Genomic DNA, 15522 nt, shown 5'->3' with positions numbered 1-15522 from the left:
AGTGTTCTTTCAGGCGGCCTTGGCCAGGGCCGGCGGGCGTTCGGGCGGCGTGTCGGCCGCGGCCTTCATCTCGCGCTCGTGGCGCCATTCGACCCAGCTCTTGATCACCAGCGTGACCAGGGCCAGCAGCGCCAGCAGCGAGGCCACGGCGAAGGCGGCCACGGACTGGTATTCGTTGTAGAGGATCTCCACGTGCAGCGGCATGGTGTTGGTCTGGCCGCGGATGTGGCCCGAGACCACCGACACCGCGCCGAACTCGCCCATGGCCCGCGCATTGCACAGGATCACGCCGTAGATCAGGCCCCACTTGATGTTGGGCAGCGTCACGTACCAGAAGGTCTGCCAGCCGCTGGCGCCCAGCACGATGGCGGCCTGCTCTTCTTCGTTGCCCTGCGCCTGCATCAGCGGGATCAGCTCGCGCGCGATGAACGGGAAGGTCACGAACACGGTGGCCAGCACGATGCCGGGGATGGCGAAGATGATCTTGATGTCGTGCGCGGCCAGCCAGGGGCCGAACCAGCCGTGGGCACCGAACATCAGCACGTAGATCAGGCCGGCCACGACGGGCGACACCGAGAACGGCAGGTCGACCAGCGTCGTCAGAAAGGCCTTGCCGCGGAACTCGTACTTGGCAATGCACCAGGCTGCGCAGATGCCGAACACCAGGTTCAGCGGCACCGTGATCGCAGCCGTGATCAGCGTGAGGCGGATGGCGGACCAGGCGTCGGGCTCCTGCAAGGCTTCCAGGTAGGCGCCCAGGCCCTTGCGCAGCGCCTCGGTGAACACCGCCGCCAGCGGCAGCACCAGGAACAGGAACAGAAACACCAGCGCGATGCCCAGCAGCGTGTAGCGCACCCAGGGTGCCTCGGTGGTGCGGATGCGCTTGTGCGTGAGGTTGCTGCCAGCCATCACGTTCCCCCGGAGCGCTTGCGCTGCCACGATTGCAGGCCGTTGATGACCAGCAGCAGGACGAAGGAGATGACCAGCATGACCACGGCCACGGCGGTGGCACCGGCGTAGTCGTACTGCTCCAGCTTGCCGATGATGATGAGCGGCGTGATTTCGGAGACCATGGGCATGTTGCCGGCGATGAAGATGACCGAGCCGTACTCGCCCACGGCCCGCGCGAAGGCCATGGCAAAGCCCGTGAGCAGGGCCGGCGCGATGGCGGGGAAGATCACCTTGGTGAAGGTCTGCAGGCGCGTGGCGCCCAGGCACATCGCGGCTTCCTCGAGTTCCTTCTCGTTGTCTTCCAGCACAGGCTGCACGGTGCGCACCACGAAGGGCAGGCCGATGAAGATCAGCGCGATGACCACGCCGTTGGGCGTGAATGCGAGCTTGATGCCCAGGGGCTCCAGGTACTGGCCGACCCAGCCGTTGCCGGCCAGGAGCGCGGTGAGCGAGATGCCGGCCACGGCGGTGGGCAGTGCGAACGGCAAATCGACCAGCGCGTCCACGATCTTCTTGCCCGGGAATTCGTAGCGCACCAGCACCCAGGCCACGAGCAGGCCGAACACGGTGTTGACGACGGCCGCGATGAACGAGGCGCCGAAGGTGAGCCGGTAGGACGCCATCACACGTGGCGAGCTGATGGCGGCCCAGAACTGGTCCCAGCTCAGCGTGAAGGTCTTGAACACCAGTGCCGACAGCGGGATCAGCACGATCAGGCTCAGGTAGAGGACCGTGTAGCCCAGCGTGATGTTGAAGCCGGGCAGCACGCGTTTGCTGCCACGGCGCCGCCCGGGTGCCAGGCCTGGCACCGGGGCGGCGATGCTTGCCGCACTCATGGGTTACTTGACGGTGTAGAGCTTGTCGAACTGGCCGCCGTCGTTGAAGTGCACCTTCTGCGCTTCAGCCAGCGAGCCGAAGTACTGGTTCACCGTGAACAGCTTGATCGGCTTGAACAGGTCTGCGTGCTTCTTGAGCACGGCCTGCGAACGCGGGCGCAGCGCATGCTGGGCCGCGATCTCCTGCGCGGGCTCGCTGTACAGGAAGTCCAGGTAGGCCTTGGCGGCTTCGCCCGAGCCCTTCTTGGCCACCGTGCGCTCGACGATGGCGACCGGGTTCTCGGCCACGATGCTGACGGACGGGTGCACGGCATCGACCTTGCCCTTGCCGAATTCGCGGTCCACCGAGATGACTTCGGACTCGAACGTGATCAGCACGTCACCGGTGTTGCGCTGCAGGAAGATGCTGGTCGCGTCGCGGCCGCCCTTGCCCAGCACGGGCACGTTCTTGTAGAGCTTGCTCACGAACTCGGCCGCCTGCGCGTCGGTGCCACCGTTGGCGCGCACATAGCCCCAGGCCGCCAGGTAGGCGTAGCGGCCGTTGCCGCCGGTCTTGGGGTTGACCACGATGACCTGCACGCCGGGCTTGACCAGGTCGTCCCAGTCCTTGATGCCCTTGGGGTTGCCGTTGCGCACCAGGAACAGCATCGTCGAGCTGGTGGGCGATGCGTCATTGGGGAAGCGCTTGGCCCAGTCCTTGGCCACGACCCCGGTGGAGGCCAAAAAGTCGATGTCGGTGGTGGTGTTGAAGGTCACCACGTCGGCGTCCAGCCCGTCGTTGACGGCGCGCGCCTGGGCGCTGGAGCCGCCGTGGGCCTGGTCGATCTTGATGTCCTTGCCGGTGGCTTTCTTGTAGGCCGGCACGAAGGCGGCGTTGATGTCCTTGTAGAACTCGCGCGCCACGTCGTAGGACGCGTTGAGCAGCGTGGTCTGGGCCGACGCGGCGGTGGCGGCGGCCAGCAAAGCGGCGGCCAGAGCGGAGCGGGCCGTGCGGCCGGAGAAGAAAGAAGTCATGACAGGTCCCTGAGCAGAGGGCGCATTGTCAGGAAACCGTCGTTATGCACAAACAACTGTTTTCTTGTTTACTTCCATTGAAATCCGTATAAGCAACCGTTGGTAACGGCTGCTGTCGCGCTGTCCCCGCGCGGCTCAGAGGTGCTGGGCCAGCGTGAGGCGCGTGATGCCGAAGGCGCGCATGTCGCGCGACAGCGCCTGCGCTGCAGCGCGCAGCACGTCCGCCACGTCGGCGGCGGCCGTTTCGCCGAGACGGCCCAACGGCGCCTCGATGCCAAGCGCCGCCAGCACCTGCTGGTCGGCCCCATGCACCGCCACGTTGCAGCTGCCCACGCCGGGAAAGCTCTCGCCGTGCGACCAGGCGATGCCCGCGGCCGCGATGGCCTGCAGCTCGGGCACCAGCTGGCGCAGGCGGGTCTTGGTACCCGCCGTCATGGCACGGTAGGGCTCCGGCCCCAGCCACTGCGGCAGGCTGGCCAGCGGCTCGTGGGCCAGCAGCAGCTTGCCGGCCGAGCGGCAGTGCAGGTCCAGCGGCTGGCCCAGCGTCACGGCGAAGCGCACCGGGTCGGGGATCTCCCAGCGGTCGCTGTAGATCAGCGCATGCGTGCTGCTGTCCAGGCGGGCGAAGGTGGCCGTCATGCCCAGCTGCTGGCCCAGGCCGGCGAGTGCACGGCGCACCAGGGCCGCCAGCGAATGCGGCGACACCAGTTGCAGGCCGAGCCGGCTCGCCTGCCCACCCTGGTGGTATTGCCCGTCCTCGTCGCGGCGCACCAGGCCGAGTTGCTCCATCTCGGTCAGCAGCGTGAGCAGGCTGGACTTGGGGATCTGCAGCAAGCGGCTCAGCGCCGAGAGCGACAGTGGCGCCAGGCCGCCCGACACCGCCTGCACGATGCCCAGCACGCGCGCGACCGACATGGGCCCCAGGTTTCCGCGCCGCGGCAGCAGGGCCCGCGAGCGCACCGTCACACATCTTGTTCGCATATCCGCATGCTACGCCGCTGCGTGCATGGGGGCGCCCACAATCCGCGGCCTCACCACCACGGAGCGGAGCCGATGTTCGGAATCGAAGTGGCGGCCGGCACCGTCGGCGGCCCGCAAGTCCCCGGGGCCAGCGCCATGGCCGGCCTGCTGGCGCGGCACGGCGTGGTCGTGCTGCGCAGCGCGTACTGGACGCCGGCGCAGCTCTGGCAATGTGCGCTGGGCCTGGGCACGCCGCTGCCGGCCGAGCCGGGGCTGGCCCTGGACGGCTTTGCCGGCATCAGCATCTTCGGCGCGCCCGCCGACCATCCACCGGCGCTGGACGTGGCCCAGATCTTCCACCACGACCAGGCCGACAGCGCCGTGCCGCCTGCGCACATCCTGCTCCAGATGGTCGACGTTCCATCGCCGGCGCCGGCCGGCGTCTGGTTCGACACCGCGGCGGCGCTGGCCAGCCTGCCGCCCGCGCTGCAAGCCAGGTTGCGCGGCCTGCGCGCGGTGCACCAGCACGACCGCACCCAGGTGCTGGCCACGTCGGCCGCCCTGCGTGCGCCCACGCCACGCGCGCTGCGCGCGCAAGGCCAGCCGCATCCGCTGGTGCAGCGCCACCCGGCCAGCGGCCGGCTGCACCTGTTCCTGCCCGTGCGCGACGACTGCCCGATCGACGGCCTGGACGATGACCAGAGCCGGTCACTGCTGCAGGCGCTATGGCAGCACGTGCTGCACCACGCGCCGCGGTTCGAGAGCCGCTTTCGCCCTGGCGATGTCTACGTCTGGGACAACCGCGCCACCGTGCACGACCGCGGCACCTGGGCCGCTGGCCGGGCGCGCGAGGTGCTGGGCATCTCGCTCGCCGGGCTGCCACCGATTTATTGTGAGGAGACTTGACCCATGAAACGTCGCCACGCGATGGTGCAACTCGCCGCCGCCAGCGGTGCCCTGCTGACCGGCCCATGGGCCCGCGCCGCCCGATACCCCGACCGCGTGGTGCGCATCGTCGTGCCCTTTCCGGCCGGCGGCACGGGCGACGCGATCGCCAGGGCCGTGGCGCGCGACCTGGGCGCGCGGCTGGGCCAGCCGGTCATCGTGGACAACAAGCCCGGTGGCAGCACCCTGCTGGCCACGCGTGCCGTGCTGGCGGCGCCACACGACGGCTACACGATCCTGCTGACCAACACCTCGCTCGTGCAGCAGCCACTGCTGCGCACCGACGCCGGCTACAGCGCGCTGCGCGACTTCACGCCGCTGGCCGCCGCCTGCGAAGTGCCGGTGGCGCTGGCCGTGCCGGCGGCGCTCGAGGTGCGCACGGTCGACGAATTCATCCGCTACCTGCGCGCCCACCCCGGCAGCACCAGCTATGCCAGTTCGGGCCTGGGCAGCTCGGCCCATGTGATCGGCGAGGAACTCAAGCGCCGCTACGGCCTGGACTCGGTGCACGTGCCCTACCAGGGCGACGCCGGCATGGTGATCGACCTCATGGCCAACCGCGTGCAATGGACGCTGGGCACGCCGGTGCTGCTGGCCAAGCTGGCCAGCCAGGGCAAGATCCGGCTGCTGGCCGTGAACGGCGTGCGGCGCGTGCCGGGCATGGCCGAAGTGCCGACCTTGCAGCAGGCCGGCATGGAGGGATTCGACGTGATCGGCTGGTTCGGCTTCTTCGCGCCGGCCAGCGTGCCGGCGGACGTGGCCGAGCTGCTGGGCAGCGAGCTCACCACCGCCATGCAGGGCGCGGGCTACCAGCAATTCCTGGAGGCCAACATGATGGCGCCCGGCCGCGAGCGCGGCGCGACCTTCCTGGCGTCCGTCAAGGCGCTGGACCAGTACTGGCGGCGCCTCATCGAGCTCAACAACATCCGCATCTGACGGCGCTCAGTAGAACTGCGCGCTGCCCAGGTGGTCCAGGAACGCCCGCACCGCCGGCACCAGCCCGCGGCGCGAGGGGAACACCGCATGCACGATGCCGGTCGGCGGCGCCCAGCCGTGCACCAGCGGCACCAGCGTGCCGGCTGCCAGCGCGTCGCGGCACATGTAGTCGGGCAGCATGGCCGCGCCCACGCCCAGCAGCGTGGCGCGCAGCAGCGTTTCCATGTCGTCTGCCACATAGCGCGGCTGGCGCTGCCAGATGAACTCGGCGCCGCCCGGGCCGTACAGCGTGACCGGCGCGCGGCCGTCGTTGGCCGACATGGCGACCGTGTCCAGCAGCGCCAGGTCGGCCGGCTGCGTGGGCGTGCCCTGGCGCGCGAGCTGCGCGGGGCTGGCCACCAGCAGCGTCTGCGACATGCCCAGGCGCTTGACGACCAGGCTGGCGCTGTCCTGCAGCGTCATGCGCACGCGCAGCGCCACGTCCACGCCCTCCTCCACCGGGTCGACCACGCGGTTGCTGACCTCCATCTCCACGCGCACCTGCGGGTGCGCCAGCAAAAAGCGCGGCACCAGCTCGCCCACCACCGACTGCGCCAGCGTGACCGGGCAGGTCACGCGCACCGTGCCGCGGGGCGCGGCCGACAGGCGCTGCACCACCTCGCCAGCGGCCACGGCCTCGCTGCGCATGGCCATGCAGTGGCGCAGGTACAGCGTGCCGACCTCGGTGAGCGACAGCTTGCGCGTGCTGCGGTGCAGCAGGCGCACGCCCAGGCGCTCCTCCAGCTCGGCCACGCGGCGCGACAGCCGCGACTTGGGCAGGCCCAGCACACGGCCGGCCTCGGCAAAGCTGCCGCGCTCGGCCACTTCGGCGAAATACAGCATGTCGTTGAGGTCTTGCATGGTTGGATTGTCTCGCTGGCAGGACGATGCGGCGCAATTTTGCCGTCTTATCGGTCAATGTGATGGCTGCCACAATCAATCCATCGTTTTTCACCCTCTCAAAGGCCTGCCATGCAACTGCTCCACATCGATTCCAGCGTCCTGGGCGACGCCTCCATCACGCGCCAATTGACGGCCAGCACGGTCCAGGCCTGGCGCGCCGCCCATCCCGGTACCCAGGTGCAGTACCTGGACCTGGCCGCCGAAGCACCGGCGCACTTCGGCGCAGACGCGCTGGGCTTCAAGCTCGGCCTGGCCGATGCTGCGCTGACCGAGGCACAACAGCGTGAGAACGCCGTGACCGAGCGCTACCTGGAGCAGTTCCTGGCCAGCGACGTGATCGTGGTCGGCGCGCCGCTGTACAACTTCTCCATCCCCAGCCAGCTCAAGGCCTGGATCGACCGCCTGGCCGTGCCGGGCCGCGCGTTCCGCTACACCGCCAACGGCCCCGAGGGCCTGGCCGCGGGCAAGACGGTGATCGTGGTGTCGGGCCGCGGCGGCGTGTATTCCACCAGCGAGCAGGGCCGCGCGCTGGAGCACCAGGAAAGCTACCTGCAGACGGTGTTTGGCTTCTTCGGCATCACCGACGTGCGCTTCGTGCGCGCCGAGGGCGTGGCCATGGGGCCGCAGGCGCGCGAGACGGCCCTGCGCCAGGGCGCGGCCGACATCGCCGCCGCACTCGTGGCGCCGCAGCCGGCCGAAGCGCAGCCCGCCTGACCCACGGGCCATCGGGGCCTGTCCGCTCGCGGGCACGCGGCACGGCCGCGTGCGCCGTACAGTCCTGGCACCACAACCGCCGGAGACCCCGATGAACGCCACCACCGCATCCGAAATCCAGAAACTCGTCAGCGCCGAGGAGTGGCAGCTGCGCGTGGACCTGGCGGCCTGCTACCGCCTGGTGGCGCTGTACGGCTGGAGCGACCTCGTCTTCACGCACATCAGCGCGCGCATCCCGGGGCCGGAGCACCACTTCCTCATCAACCCGTACGGGCTGATGTTCGACGAGATCACCGCGTCCAGCCTCGTGAAGGTGGACCAGGCCTGCAACAAGCTGATCGACTCGCCCTACCCCGTGAACCCGGCCGGCTTCGTGATCCACAGCGCGATCCATGCCGCGCGCGAGGACGCGCAATGCGTGCTGCACACCCACACGCGCGCGGGCATCGCCGTCAGCGCGCAACAGGGCGGCGTGCTGCCGATCAGCCAGCAGTCCACCTTCGTGCTGGCCTCGCTGGCCTACCACGGCTACGAGGGCGTGGCGATCCGCGACGACGAGAAGGCGAGGCTGCAGGCCGACATCGGCGATGCCAACTTTTTGATGCTGCGCAACCACGGCCTGCTGACGGTGGGCCCCAGCATTCCGGATGCCTTCCTGTCGATGTACATCTTCGAGACCACCTGCCAGATCCAGATCGCCGCGCAGTCCGGCGGCGGCGAGTTGGTGCAGGTCAATCCCGCCATCGTCGAGGGCGTGGGCCATGCCTCGCGCGTGCAGACCGGCGGCATGGGCGGCAAGTTCGTCTGGCCCTCGCTGCTGCGCAAGCTGGACCGCCTGGACCCGGGCTACAAAGAATAGCCACGCCGCCGCGCCCTGCGGCGCCTCTTCCAGCGCGCGCTGCCGGCGGCCAGCTCTCCTGGCGCGCGGTGTCGGCATCGATGGACTTACCCGCCTGAGCGTGTGCAGCGCCCAAGAAAAAAGCAAGCCGCGAGGCTTGCTTTCTCGTGGTGGCGGGGCAGATGGCTGCCCGCCTGGGCCCGGTGCTTACTTGGTGGGGCCGACTTCGCCGGACTTGGGCAACGTGCCGGCCTTGTTGGCAGCAGCCGTCTCGGACTTGCGGGCCGCGCGGGCCGCAGCCTTGTCTTCCTTGCTCATGTTCGACTTGGAGGTCGTGGCGGGCACGGCGCCCACTTCGCCAGGAGGCTGCTCCTTGATCGCCGCAGTGCCTTCGGCCTTGCGGTGGGCCTTGCCGGCGGCCTTTTCTTCAGGCGTCGCCTTGGTGACCGGTGCCGGCTTCTTGACGGCACCCACTTCGCCTTGGGCGAACGCGCTGACCGCGAACGCTTGGGCAACCACTACACCAGCCAAAAGAATCAGTTTCTTCATTTGTTGTGACTTTCTATATGTAACGAAGGACGAATAAACCAGGCCGTGGGCCTCAGCGGTTCAAGTTCCAGACAGATGCCGCTGTTCCGCGCCCCCGCTGCCTGGGCAGCAGCAATGGCGACGCAGCGGCACCGCGTTCGCTCCAAGCACCCGATGCCTCGAAGACGAAGCAAAGGCTGCATGTGCGATGGACTCAACGGCGGCCCGCGCAAACGCGTTGACGTGCCCGTTGAGCGCACCAGAATACGCCACAACCTGGGCGGTTATTTGTCATATAGAGGGCCTCGCGCGAAATTTCGTCGCTTTCGCGCGACGTTTCACCGTGGTTCAGTAGGTCTTGTACGGCAGGAATTTGCCTGACAGCAGCACGTTCACGCGGTCGCCTTTGGGGTCGGGCTGGCGCTGGATGTCCATGGAGAGATCGATCGCGCTCATGATCCCGTCGCCGAACTCCTCGTGGATCAGCTCCTTGATCGTCGTGCCGTAGACGCTGACGATCTCATACCAGCGGTAGATCAATGGATCGGTGGGCACGGGCGCGGCCAGCGAGCCCTTGAACGGCACCACCTGCAGCCATTTGCGCTCCTCGGCCGACAGCCCGAAGATCTCGCCAACGGTGCCGGCCTGCTCCGCCGTCGCCGTCATCTGCCCCAGGCACAGCGCCGTGGTCCATTCCTTGGACTGGCCGACCTTGCGGGCCACATCGGCCCACTGGATGCCCTGGGCGACCTTGGTGGAGATGATCTTTTCGGTGACGTCGAGACGGTTCATGGAGGGGCTCCGTGTGCAGGCGTGGATCGGATGGCGCGGCCCCTGCGCGAACGCGCACCGGCCGCCATCGCCGAACGCATGCAACGCGTGTGCCATGGGCGGCCGCTGGATGCAGCGCCGCCGGAGCAGCGGCGCGACGCGCCGCCCGGCTAGCACATCAGGCGTGCAGGCTCACGTTCAGCTGGTCGACCACCTCGGCCCAATCGGCATCGCCGCTCAGCTGCTCGCGCAGGAACTGGGCCTGCGCCGGCGTCCAGAACGGTGCGTCGGCCAACTGCTGCCCCTGCGGCAACGGCCGGTGCCGCGCGATGAACTTCTGCACCGAGGTTTCATCGCTGGGCAAACCCAGCTGGTCGAAGAGATCGTGCATGGTGTGGTTGGACAGGTCCATGGGGGTACCTCCTGGGTGTGATGGATGGCTCGATGGTGGGGCCGGACGCGGGTGGGGGGTGTAGGAGTGGGGAGCGAATAGGGGACGGGATGGCGCGGCGTGTGAGCGTTGCCGGGTGCGGCGCCGATTTCGTTCCATGCCCGTCATGGATGGACAACGCCGGCGCCCACGTAAAGCAGGCAGGTTCCATTGGCCAAGTTCACGCCCTCGTGGAGCCGGCCCGGCACGGTCGCGCTTTTCTGGCTTTTGCCCGGTTCATCCCACGGTCGCGGGGCACGCGTCACGCCGATTTGCAAACCCGGTCAGCCCTATTGGTTCATCCCCACGCACGAGGGGAACGCTGGCCTGCAGCAGCGGAGCTGATGCAGTGGCGCGCGCGAGGGCCAAGAGGCACGCGGAACCTAAAATGCCCGCCCATGTTCGCCTTTGCCCTGTACTTCCTGAGCGCCCTGGCATTGGTTGTGCTGGCGGGTCTCTTCGTCGGCGCCCTGGCCTTGCCGTGGTACCTGCTGGCCCTGTGGAGCACCCGCGATGCGGCCGAGGAGGCGCAGGCGATCAAGGCACTGCTCAACGAGGCCTGACACCACCACCGGGGGCCGCCCGTGGCTGGCGGCTCTGCGCATCGGTATCGGCTGGAGATGCCGGCAAGGTGTGCGCTCGGCTCCAACTAATGTGATGCTAGAGCCCGCCTGCCAGACGCAGTGCGTCTGTGTAGTGGGACCGCAGATGGTCATGTCGCTCACCTGGCGCGAACCAGTCTGGGTTGGAAGCGATCCGGTCGGCGGTACTCGTTAGCCCAGCAAACCAGTTCACCATCGGAAGCTCCACCCCCTCCTGTAGTGGCGTACCCTGCGGCGCCATGAGCCGCCAGTGGGTCTGCAGCACTTTTTGGCTGGCACCGGCCCACGCCTGCGGCTCACCCGCGGGACGGTAAAGATTCACTTCTTCAGAGAGGAAGTGGTAGCCGAGATGTGCGCTGACGCACGCGCAGATCGGACTCGACGTGCTCCTGTCGCTTTCAATCCACGCGCGTCATCACTGACCGGCGACGCTGCCAGTGCTTGCCCTAGACGGCGCAGCGGCTCTGTTTCAATCCACGTCCGTTATCGCTGACGGGCGACGCTCTCGCCCATACGAACAGGCACGCCGGTCTCGTGGTTTCAATCCACGCCCGTCATCGCTGACGGGCGACGCAAGTTTCCTGCCGCCCATGGAGCGAGTAGTTGTAGCGTTTCAATCCACGCCCGTCATCGCTGACGGGCGACGCGCTCGTCACATGGCCCAGACCGGACCATGTAGCTAGTTTCAATCCACGCCCGTCATCGCTGACGGGCGACGCACCGCCAAGGACGGCGAGATAGCGGGCGTCGTGCGTTTCAATCCACGCCCGTCATCGCTGACGGGCGACGCTGTCCTGCAGGAAGCGGACTGCGTCGCCGACCTTGTTTCAATCCACGCCCGTCATCGCTGGCGGGCGACGCGCACCTCATGCAGGCTGTGCTCGCCCCACTGCTTGTTTCAATCCACGCCCGTCATCGCTGACGGGCGACGCGGCCAGGTAGTCCCACTTCTCGCCCATCTTGGACTTGTTTCAATCCACGCCCGTCATCGCTGACGGGCGACGCGACAGCGCGGGCCGCGACAAGCCCACGATTTGGTGGTTTCAATCCACGCCCGTCATCGCTGACGGGCGACGCGTCGATCGAGTAGTTGAGCGCCTTGGCCTGCGGAAAGTTTCAATCCACGCCCGTCATCGCTGACGGGCGACGCACAAGAGCATCGAGGTGCGTTTCGGCTTCGAAGATGTTTCAATCCACGCCCGTCATCGCTGACGGGCGACGCCGTAATAACGCTCGCCGGCTATCGATGTGCATGGTTTCAATCCACGCCCGTCATCGCTGACGGGCGACGCTTGCTGCCAAGGTCGTGGCCGGTGCCGGCTATGCGGTTTCAATCCACGCCCGTCATCGCTGACGGGCGACGCCCAAGGAGACAAGCCATGAGCCGTGTTCGCATCCAGGTTTCATCCACGCCCGTTATCGCTGACGGGCGACGCTGCATTCCTGATCTGCGACAAGCAGCGCAATGGCGTTTCAATCCACGCCCGTCATCGCTGACGGGCGACGCTGTCGAAATACTTGGGTTCGCGCTCAACGCCAAGTTTCAATCCACGCCCGTCATCGCTGACGGGCGACGCCAAGAACAGGGTGTAGGCCTCTTTCCCCACGTGGTCCGTTTCAATCCACGCCCGTCATCGCTGACGGGCGACGCGGGCGAGGCTGTGCCCGACGAGACGGTCGAAGACCGTTTCAATCCACGCCCGTCATCGCTGACAGGCGACGCGCAACCAGCCGTGCGTGCGCTTCGCTGGCCTCATTGTTTCAATCCACGCCCGTCATCGCTGACGGGCGACGCACGAGAGCAGCGGGTGATGGGACCGGCAGCCTAGTTTCAATCCACGCCCGTCATCGCTGACGGGCGACGCCTCCACTGTTGCGCGCCGCGGCCGCCTGCTCATTGTTTCAATCCACGCCCGTCATCGCTGACGGGCGACGCTCCTCGCGCGCAAGTCATTCCCCTGCCAGCAGAATCCGGCCATTTCGCGCGAACCCTCTGCACCGCTGCAAGTACAAAGCGCCCGCGCCACATGTGACACAGAAAAACCATAGGGAAACAACAGCTTGCGGGAAGCGCGAACCTCTCTGGCGAACGAGCCGTCACTTGGGGTTCGCGCAGCAATGTTAGCTGCGAGGCCAGGCGTCAAAGCACCAGCGGCCCTTCGAAGTCGACCGCCTTGAAGCGGCCGTACTCGCGCACTTCCGCGCCACGTGAATCTGGCAGGCGGTAGAGACGCAGGCAGTCTTCCTCCAGATTCACCTCGGCCAGCAAGCGCCGCTCAAGCTCCTCGAATTCGGCAAGCGTCACCTGGCATTCAAATACGGACTTCTGCACGCGCTGACCGGTGCTCTCGCACACCTTGGCCACGCGGCGCAACCGGCGGCGGCCGGCCTTGGTCTCCGTGCTCACGTCGTAGCACACGATGATCAGCATGCGGCACACCCTCGCGCACGCGCCGCCGGACTACCGCACGATGAAGGGCACATACCCAGCCTCCTGCCCGGCCGCATCGCGTTCCCCACGGATCCCGCGCGCCATCAAGCGCGCCTGCACCAACGGCACCAGCCCCAGCGGCACGGCCTGCGCCAGCAGCGGATGCTGGATGGCCTCCTGCTTGCGCTCCTGGAATGCGACGACCACAGCCTTGCGCGCCTCAGCACGCAGCGACACCCCACCGCCTTCACGCAGATCGAACCCGCCCGCATCGATCTGGCCGCGGTTGACCAGCGTCAGCGCCAGCCGGTCCGCGAACGGGCGGAACTCCTCCATCAAGTCCAACGCCAGCGCCGCGCGACCGGGCCGCAGCACATGCAGGAAGCCAACCTGCGGGTCCAGCCCCGCAGCCTCCAGCGCACTGCGGCAATCGTTCATCCACATCGAATACAGAAACGACAGCAAGGCGTTGAAGCGATCGCGCGGCGGCCGGCGGGTGCGCCCGTCCATCGAAAAATCACCGCGCAGTTCGGTGCGCACCAGCAAGGGCAGGCGCGCGAAGTACTGGCGCGCAGCCTCGCCCTCCAGGCCGCGCAAGGCATCCAGATCGGCGGCGCCAGGCAAGGCGCGCAGTGTCGCGGCCAGGTCCAGCGCGCCACGCGTCAGCCCGGCCACGTCGTCATCGGTCTTGGCTTCGCGCGCGCCACGCAGCAAGACCTGGCGCGCATTCTTGACCTTGCCCGCGACGCAGGCGCGTGCGAACGCCAGGCTGAAATCGCTCGCCATCGAGCGCGCGTGCTGCGCCCTGCGCAGCAGCACGTTGCCCGACACACGGCCTTCCAGCCTGGCCTTGAAGCGGCCACTGTCCTCCAGCAGCACCAAGGTGATGGCTTCGTCGGCCAGGCGGTGCATCAAGGGCACAGAAAGGCCAATGCGTCCAAAGCACACCACGGCCTGCAGGTGGTGCAGGGGCACGCGCAGCCGCGTCTCATCGTCCACTTGCACGCGCAGGGTGTCGTTGTCCAGCCGCAGATAACTCTCGGGCGTCGTGACGTACAGGGTGTTGAGCAGTTGCATGGTGGCGAGTTGGCCGCAGGTTCAGCCGTCGGGGTCGAACAGATGTGCACGCACCGCGTCCAGCGCGGACGACGTGGCGGTCTCTGGTTGGCAACGGTCCTTCAGCGAACAGCCCTTGCAGCGCTGCGCGGCATCGGCGCCGATCAGGGGCGCTGGCAAAACCTCCGATGCCAGCATCGCCCGCACAGCCGCAGCAGCTTGCGCTACGGCCCCTCGCAAGCCGTCGTCGATCGCGACCACGCGGCAACGCTTCGAGCTGGCGTAGTACAGCGCCCCTTCCGGCACCGCCTGCCCCGTCATGGCCTCCAGGCACATGGCCTGCGCCGCCAATTGCAGGTCGTCGCAGGCCGCGATGCCCGCGGCCTTGTGGCGGCTCCCATGCTTGTACTCGACGGGATAAGGCGCGCCGGTCGGCGCGAATTCCACCACGTCGGCCTTGCCGATCAGGCCCAGTGCGTCGTGCCAGACGGGCAGCGCACGCGCCACGCGCACGCCCTTGGCCGTCTCGACACCAGGCTGGTCCACGCGTGCATGCACGGCATCGCCACGCAGCGTGTGGATGTTGTCGTCGAAGGCCTGCTCCAGGTGGATCAGCGCGCACTGGCGGGGGCAGTAGGCCCAGTGCTGCAGCGCGGACAAGGGGATGGGGTCGGCGGTGTCCACATGCGGTCCGCTCAGAACCCGTCGATCACCTCGGGCTCAATCCCGGGCAACGCGGCTTTCAAGGCTTCGGCATCGAAGGTTCCATCGTCCCGCAGCAAGTTGCGGAGGGAGTCGTGTACGCGGCCCGACGAGTGCTGCCCCGCTTTGCTCCCATGCTTCCACCACACCACCTTCAGCACCTGCATCGACCCTTCAGGTCGCGCTGACGATGCATCGTTCTCGAACAACCGCGGCAGCAGGCTCTTGATGACAGACGCATCCTCGTCGTTGAAACCGGTGCGTTCGGCCAGCTGCGGGTTGATGCTGCCGTAGCACTCGTAGATGCCTTGATCGACCCGATGTTTCATACCCATCGTGTCGGCGCCGCGCTTGCTGCCGTCACCTTCGCTGTTGACGCTCTTGGTGATCTGCGTGCTGGTCACGCTGACGGGCTGCTTGCTGAAAGCGGACTGGATGGTCAGCGGCCCGCGCACGGGGATCGACACGCCAGCGGCATCGCCGTCCTTGCCGAAGGCGAAGACCTGGCCGAAAGCTCGCACATCAAACCACTTGGCACAGGCCAGGCGGGCCGTTTCGTCCTTGTTCACACCTTTCTTGAAGCGCTCCTTGCCCAGCCCGTTCTTGGCCGATTCGGCGCGGTTGCGCAGGCTGGTTTCTTCATCGATCTTGCGGTCGTCGGACTGCACGAAGATGCCGTACCCGGCTTCCTGCAGCCTGTCGCGCAGCTTGCGCTTGAGGCAGACATCGGTGATCTCGCCATGGCCGCCGTAGTCGGTGCGCGGCCGGTTGCCGTTCAGCGGATCGCCATTCGGGTTGGCGTTCTTCACGCGGATCACAAAGGCGAAGTCGATCTTGTTCTGCAGAGTGGTCATTTCGAATGGCTC

18 protein-coding genes, 1 pseudogene and 1 CRISPR repeat array are annotated in these 15522 nt (G+C 67.5%); of the genes and pseudogenes, 6 read left to right on the top strand and 13 right to left on the bottom strand.

Annotation, left to right across the window (positions count from 1 at the left end):
* Positions 1-9: 9 nt before the first annotated feature.
* From cysW to ASF43_RS08675, 4 genes are all read right to left on the bottom strand, one after another.
* Complete coding sequence (gene cysW / locus ASF43_RS08690; RefSeq protein WP_056179106.1) at positions 10-909, bottom strand: sulfate ABC transporter permease subunit CysW; 900 nt, start codon at positions 907-909, stop codon at positions 10-12.
* Positions 909-1787 carry a sulfate ABC transporter permease subunit CysT gene (cysT, locus tag ASF43_RS08685; protein ID WP_056179104.1) on the bottom strand — a complete coding sequence of 293 codons (879 nt, stop codon included), beginning with the start codon at positions 1785-1787 and terminating at the stop codon, positions 909-911. Before cysT ends, cysW begins: the two co-directional genes overlap by 1 nt.
* 3 nt (positions 1788-1790) lie before the next feature.
* Positions 1791-2801 (bottom strand): sulfate ABC transporter substrate-binding protein, encoded by a 1011-nt coding sequence (locus ASF43_RS08680; protein WP_056179101.1) that lies wholly within the window; start codon positions 2799-2801, stop codon positions 1791-1793.
* 135 nt (positions 2802-2936) lie between these two features.
* Entirely contained in the window at positions 2937-3716 is a 780-nt protein-coding gene (locus ASF43_RS08675) for an IclR family transcriptional regulator (protein ID WP_162241789.1), read from the bottom strand.
* A gap of 138 nt (positions 3717-3854) precedes the next feature.
* Here ASF43_RS08675 and ASF43_RS08670 point away from each other — a divergent pair, with 138 nt between their 5' ends.
* A complete protein-coding gene (locus ASF43_RS08670; RefSeq protein ID WP_056179095.1) occupies positions 3855-4667 on the top strand; it encodes a TauD/TfdA family dioxygenase in 813 nt (270 codons plus the stop codon).
* Between the two features lie 3 nt (positions 4668-4670).
* On the top strand, positions 4671-5642 hold the full coding sequence (locus tag ASF43_RS08665) for a tripartite tricarboxylate transporter substrate binding protein (protein WP_082497720.1): 972 nt from the start codon (positions 4671-4673) through the stop codon (positions 5640-5642).
* Between the two features lie 6 nt (positions 5643-5648).
* Here the strand turns inward: ASF43_RS08665 and ASF43_RS08660 are convergent, their stop codons facing one another.
* Entirely contained in the window at positions 5649-6542 is an 894-nt protein-coding gene (locus ASF43_RS08660; RefSeq protein WP_056179087.1) for a LysR family transcriptional regulator, read from the bottom strand.
* A 111-nt stretch (positions 6543-6653) separates the two neighbouring features.
* Here ASF43_RS08660 and ASF43_RS08655 point away from each other — a divergent pair, with 111 nt between their 5' ends.
* Positions 6654-7298: an FMN-dependent NADH-azoreductase gene (locus ASF43_RS08655; protein ID WP_056179084.1), complete on the top strand. Its 645-nt coding sequence runs from the start codon at positions 6654-6656 to the stop codon at positions 7296-7298.
* Between the two features lie 91 nt (positions 7299-7389).
* Positions 7390-8157, top strand: a complete 768-nt coding sequence (locus tag ASF43_RS08650; protein WP_056179081.1) for a class II aldolase/adducin family protein — start codon at positions 7390-7392, stop codon at positions 8155-8157.
* Between the two features lie 186 nt (positions 8158-8343).
* Here ASF43_RS08650 and ASF43_RS08645 read toward each other — a convergent pair whose 3' ends face one another.
* Complete coding sequence (locus ASF43_RS08645) at positions 8344-8685, bottom strand: hypothetical protein (RefSeq protein ID WP_082497719.1); 342 nt, start codon at positions 8683-8685, stop codon at positions 8344-8346.
* 327 nt (positions 8686-9012) lie between these two features.
* On the bottom strand, positions 9013-9456 hold the full coding sequence (cynS, locus tag ASF43_RS08640) for a cyanase (protein ID WP_056179076.1): 444 nt from the start codon (positions 9454-9456) through the stop codon (positions 9013-9015).
* Between the two features lie 30 nt (positions 9457-9486).
* Between cynS and ASF43_RS32020 the strand changes: the two genes are divergently transcribed.
* Positions 9487-9609 carry a hypothetical protein gene (locus ASF43_RS32020; protein ID WP_255358101.1) on the top strand — a complete coding sequence of 41 codons (123 nt, stop codon included), beginning with the start codon at positions 9487-9489 and terminating at the stop codon, positions 9607-9609.
* 4 nt (positions 9610-9613) lie between these two features.
* Here the strand turns inward: ASF43_RS32020 and ASF43_RS08635 are convergent, their stop codons facing one another.
* The gene (locus ASF43_RS08635) at positions 9614-9847 is read right to left on the bottom strand and encodes a DUF2789 domain-containing protein (RefSeq protein ID WP_056179073.1); all 234 of its coding nucleotides are present in this window, start codon (positions 9845-9847) and stop codon (positions 9614-9616) included.
* A 416-nt stretch (positions 9848-10263) separates the two neighbouring features.
* Here ASF43_RS08635 and ASF43_RS30550 point away from each other — a divergent pair, with 416 nt between their 5' ends.
* Positions 10264-10428, top strand: a complete 165-nt coding sequence (locus ASF43_RS30550) for a hypothetical protein (protein WP_156373226.1) — start codon at positions 10264-10266, stop codon at positions 10426-10428.
* A 97-nt stretch (positions 10429-10525) separates the two neighbouring features.
* Here the strand turns inward: ASF43_RS30550 and ASF43_RS32210 are convergent.
* From ASF43_RS32210 to cas7c, 5 genes and pseudogenes are all read right to left on the bottom strand, one after another.
* Positions 10526-10843: pseudogene (locus ASF43_RS32210) on the bottom strand (HD domain-containing protein); the annotation flags it as partial.
* A gap of 19 nt (positions 10844-10862) precedes the next feature.
* A CRISPR array of direct repeats spans positions 10863-12403; the repeat unit is 37 nt; unit sequence GTTTCAATCCACGCCCGTCATCGCTGACGGGCGACGC.
* 204 nt (positions 12404-12607) lie between these two features.
* Positions 12608-12898, bottom strand: a complete 291-nt coding sequence (gene cas2 / locus ASF43_RS08630; protein WP_056179288.1) for a CRISPR-associated endonuclease Cas2 — start codon at positions 12896-12898, stop codon at positions 12608-12610.
* A 30-nt stretch (positions 12899-12928) separates the two neighbouring features.
* Complete coding sequence (gene cas1c / locus ASF43_RS08625) at positions 12929-13975, bottom strand: type I-C CRISPR-associated endonuclease Cas1c (RefSeq protein WP_056179071.1); 1047 nt, start codon at positions 13973-13975, stop codon at positions 12929-12931.
* A 21-nt stretch (positions 13976-13996) separates the two neighbouring features.
* On the bottom strand, positions 13997-14638 hold the full coding sequence (gene cas4, locus ASF43_RS08620; RefSeq protein WP_056179068.1) for a CRISPR-associated protein Cas4: 642 nt from the start codon (positions 14636-14638) through the stop codon (positions 13997-13999).
* A gap of 11 nt (positions 14639-14649) precedes the next feature.
* Positions 14650-15510 carry a type I-C CRISPR-associated protein Cas7/Csd2 gene (gene cas7c / locus ASF43_RS08615; RefSeq protein ID WP_056179065.1) on the bottom strand — a complete coding sequence of 287 codons (861 nt, stop codon included), beginning with the start codon at positions 15508-15510 and terminating at the stop codon, positions 14650-14652.
* Positions 15511-15522: the final 12 nt, after the last annotated feature.

It is taken from the genome of Pseudorhodoferax sp. Leaf267 (assembly GCF_001422405.1).
Taxonomy (GTDB): Bacteria; Pseudomonadota; Gammaproteobacteria; order Burkholderiales; family Burkholderiaceae_C; genus Pseudorhodoferax.
This window is presented reverse-complemented; position numbering and strand designations above follow the sequence as displayed.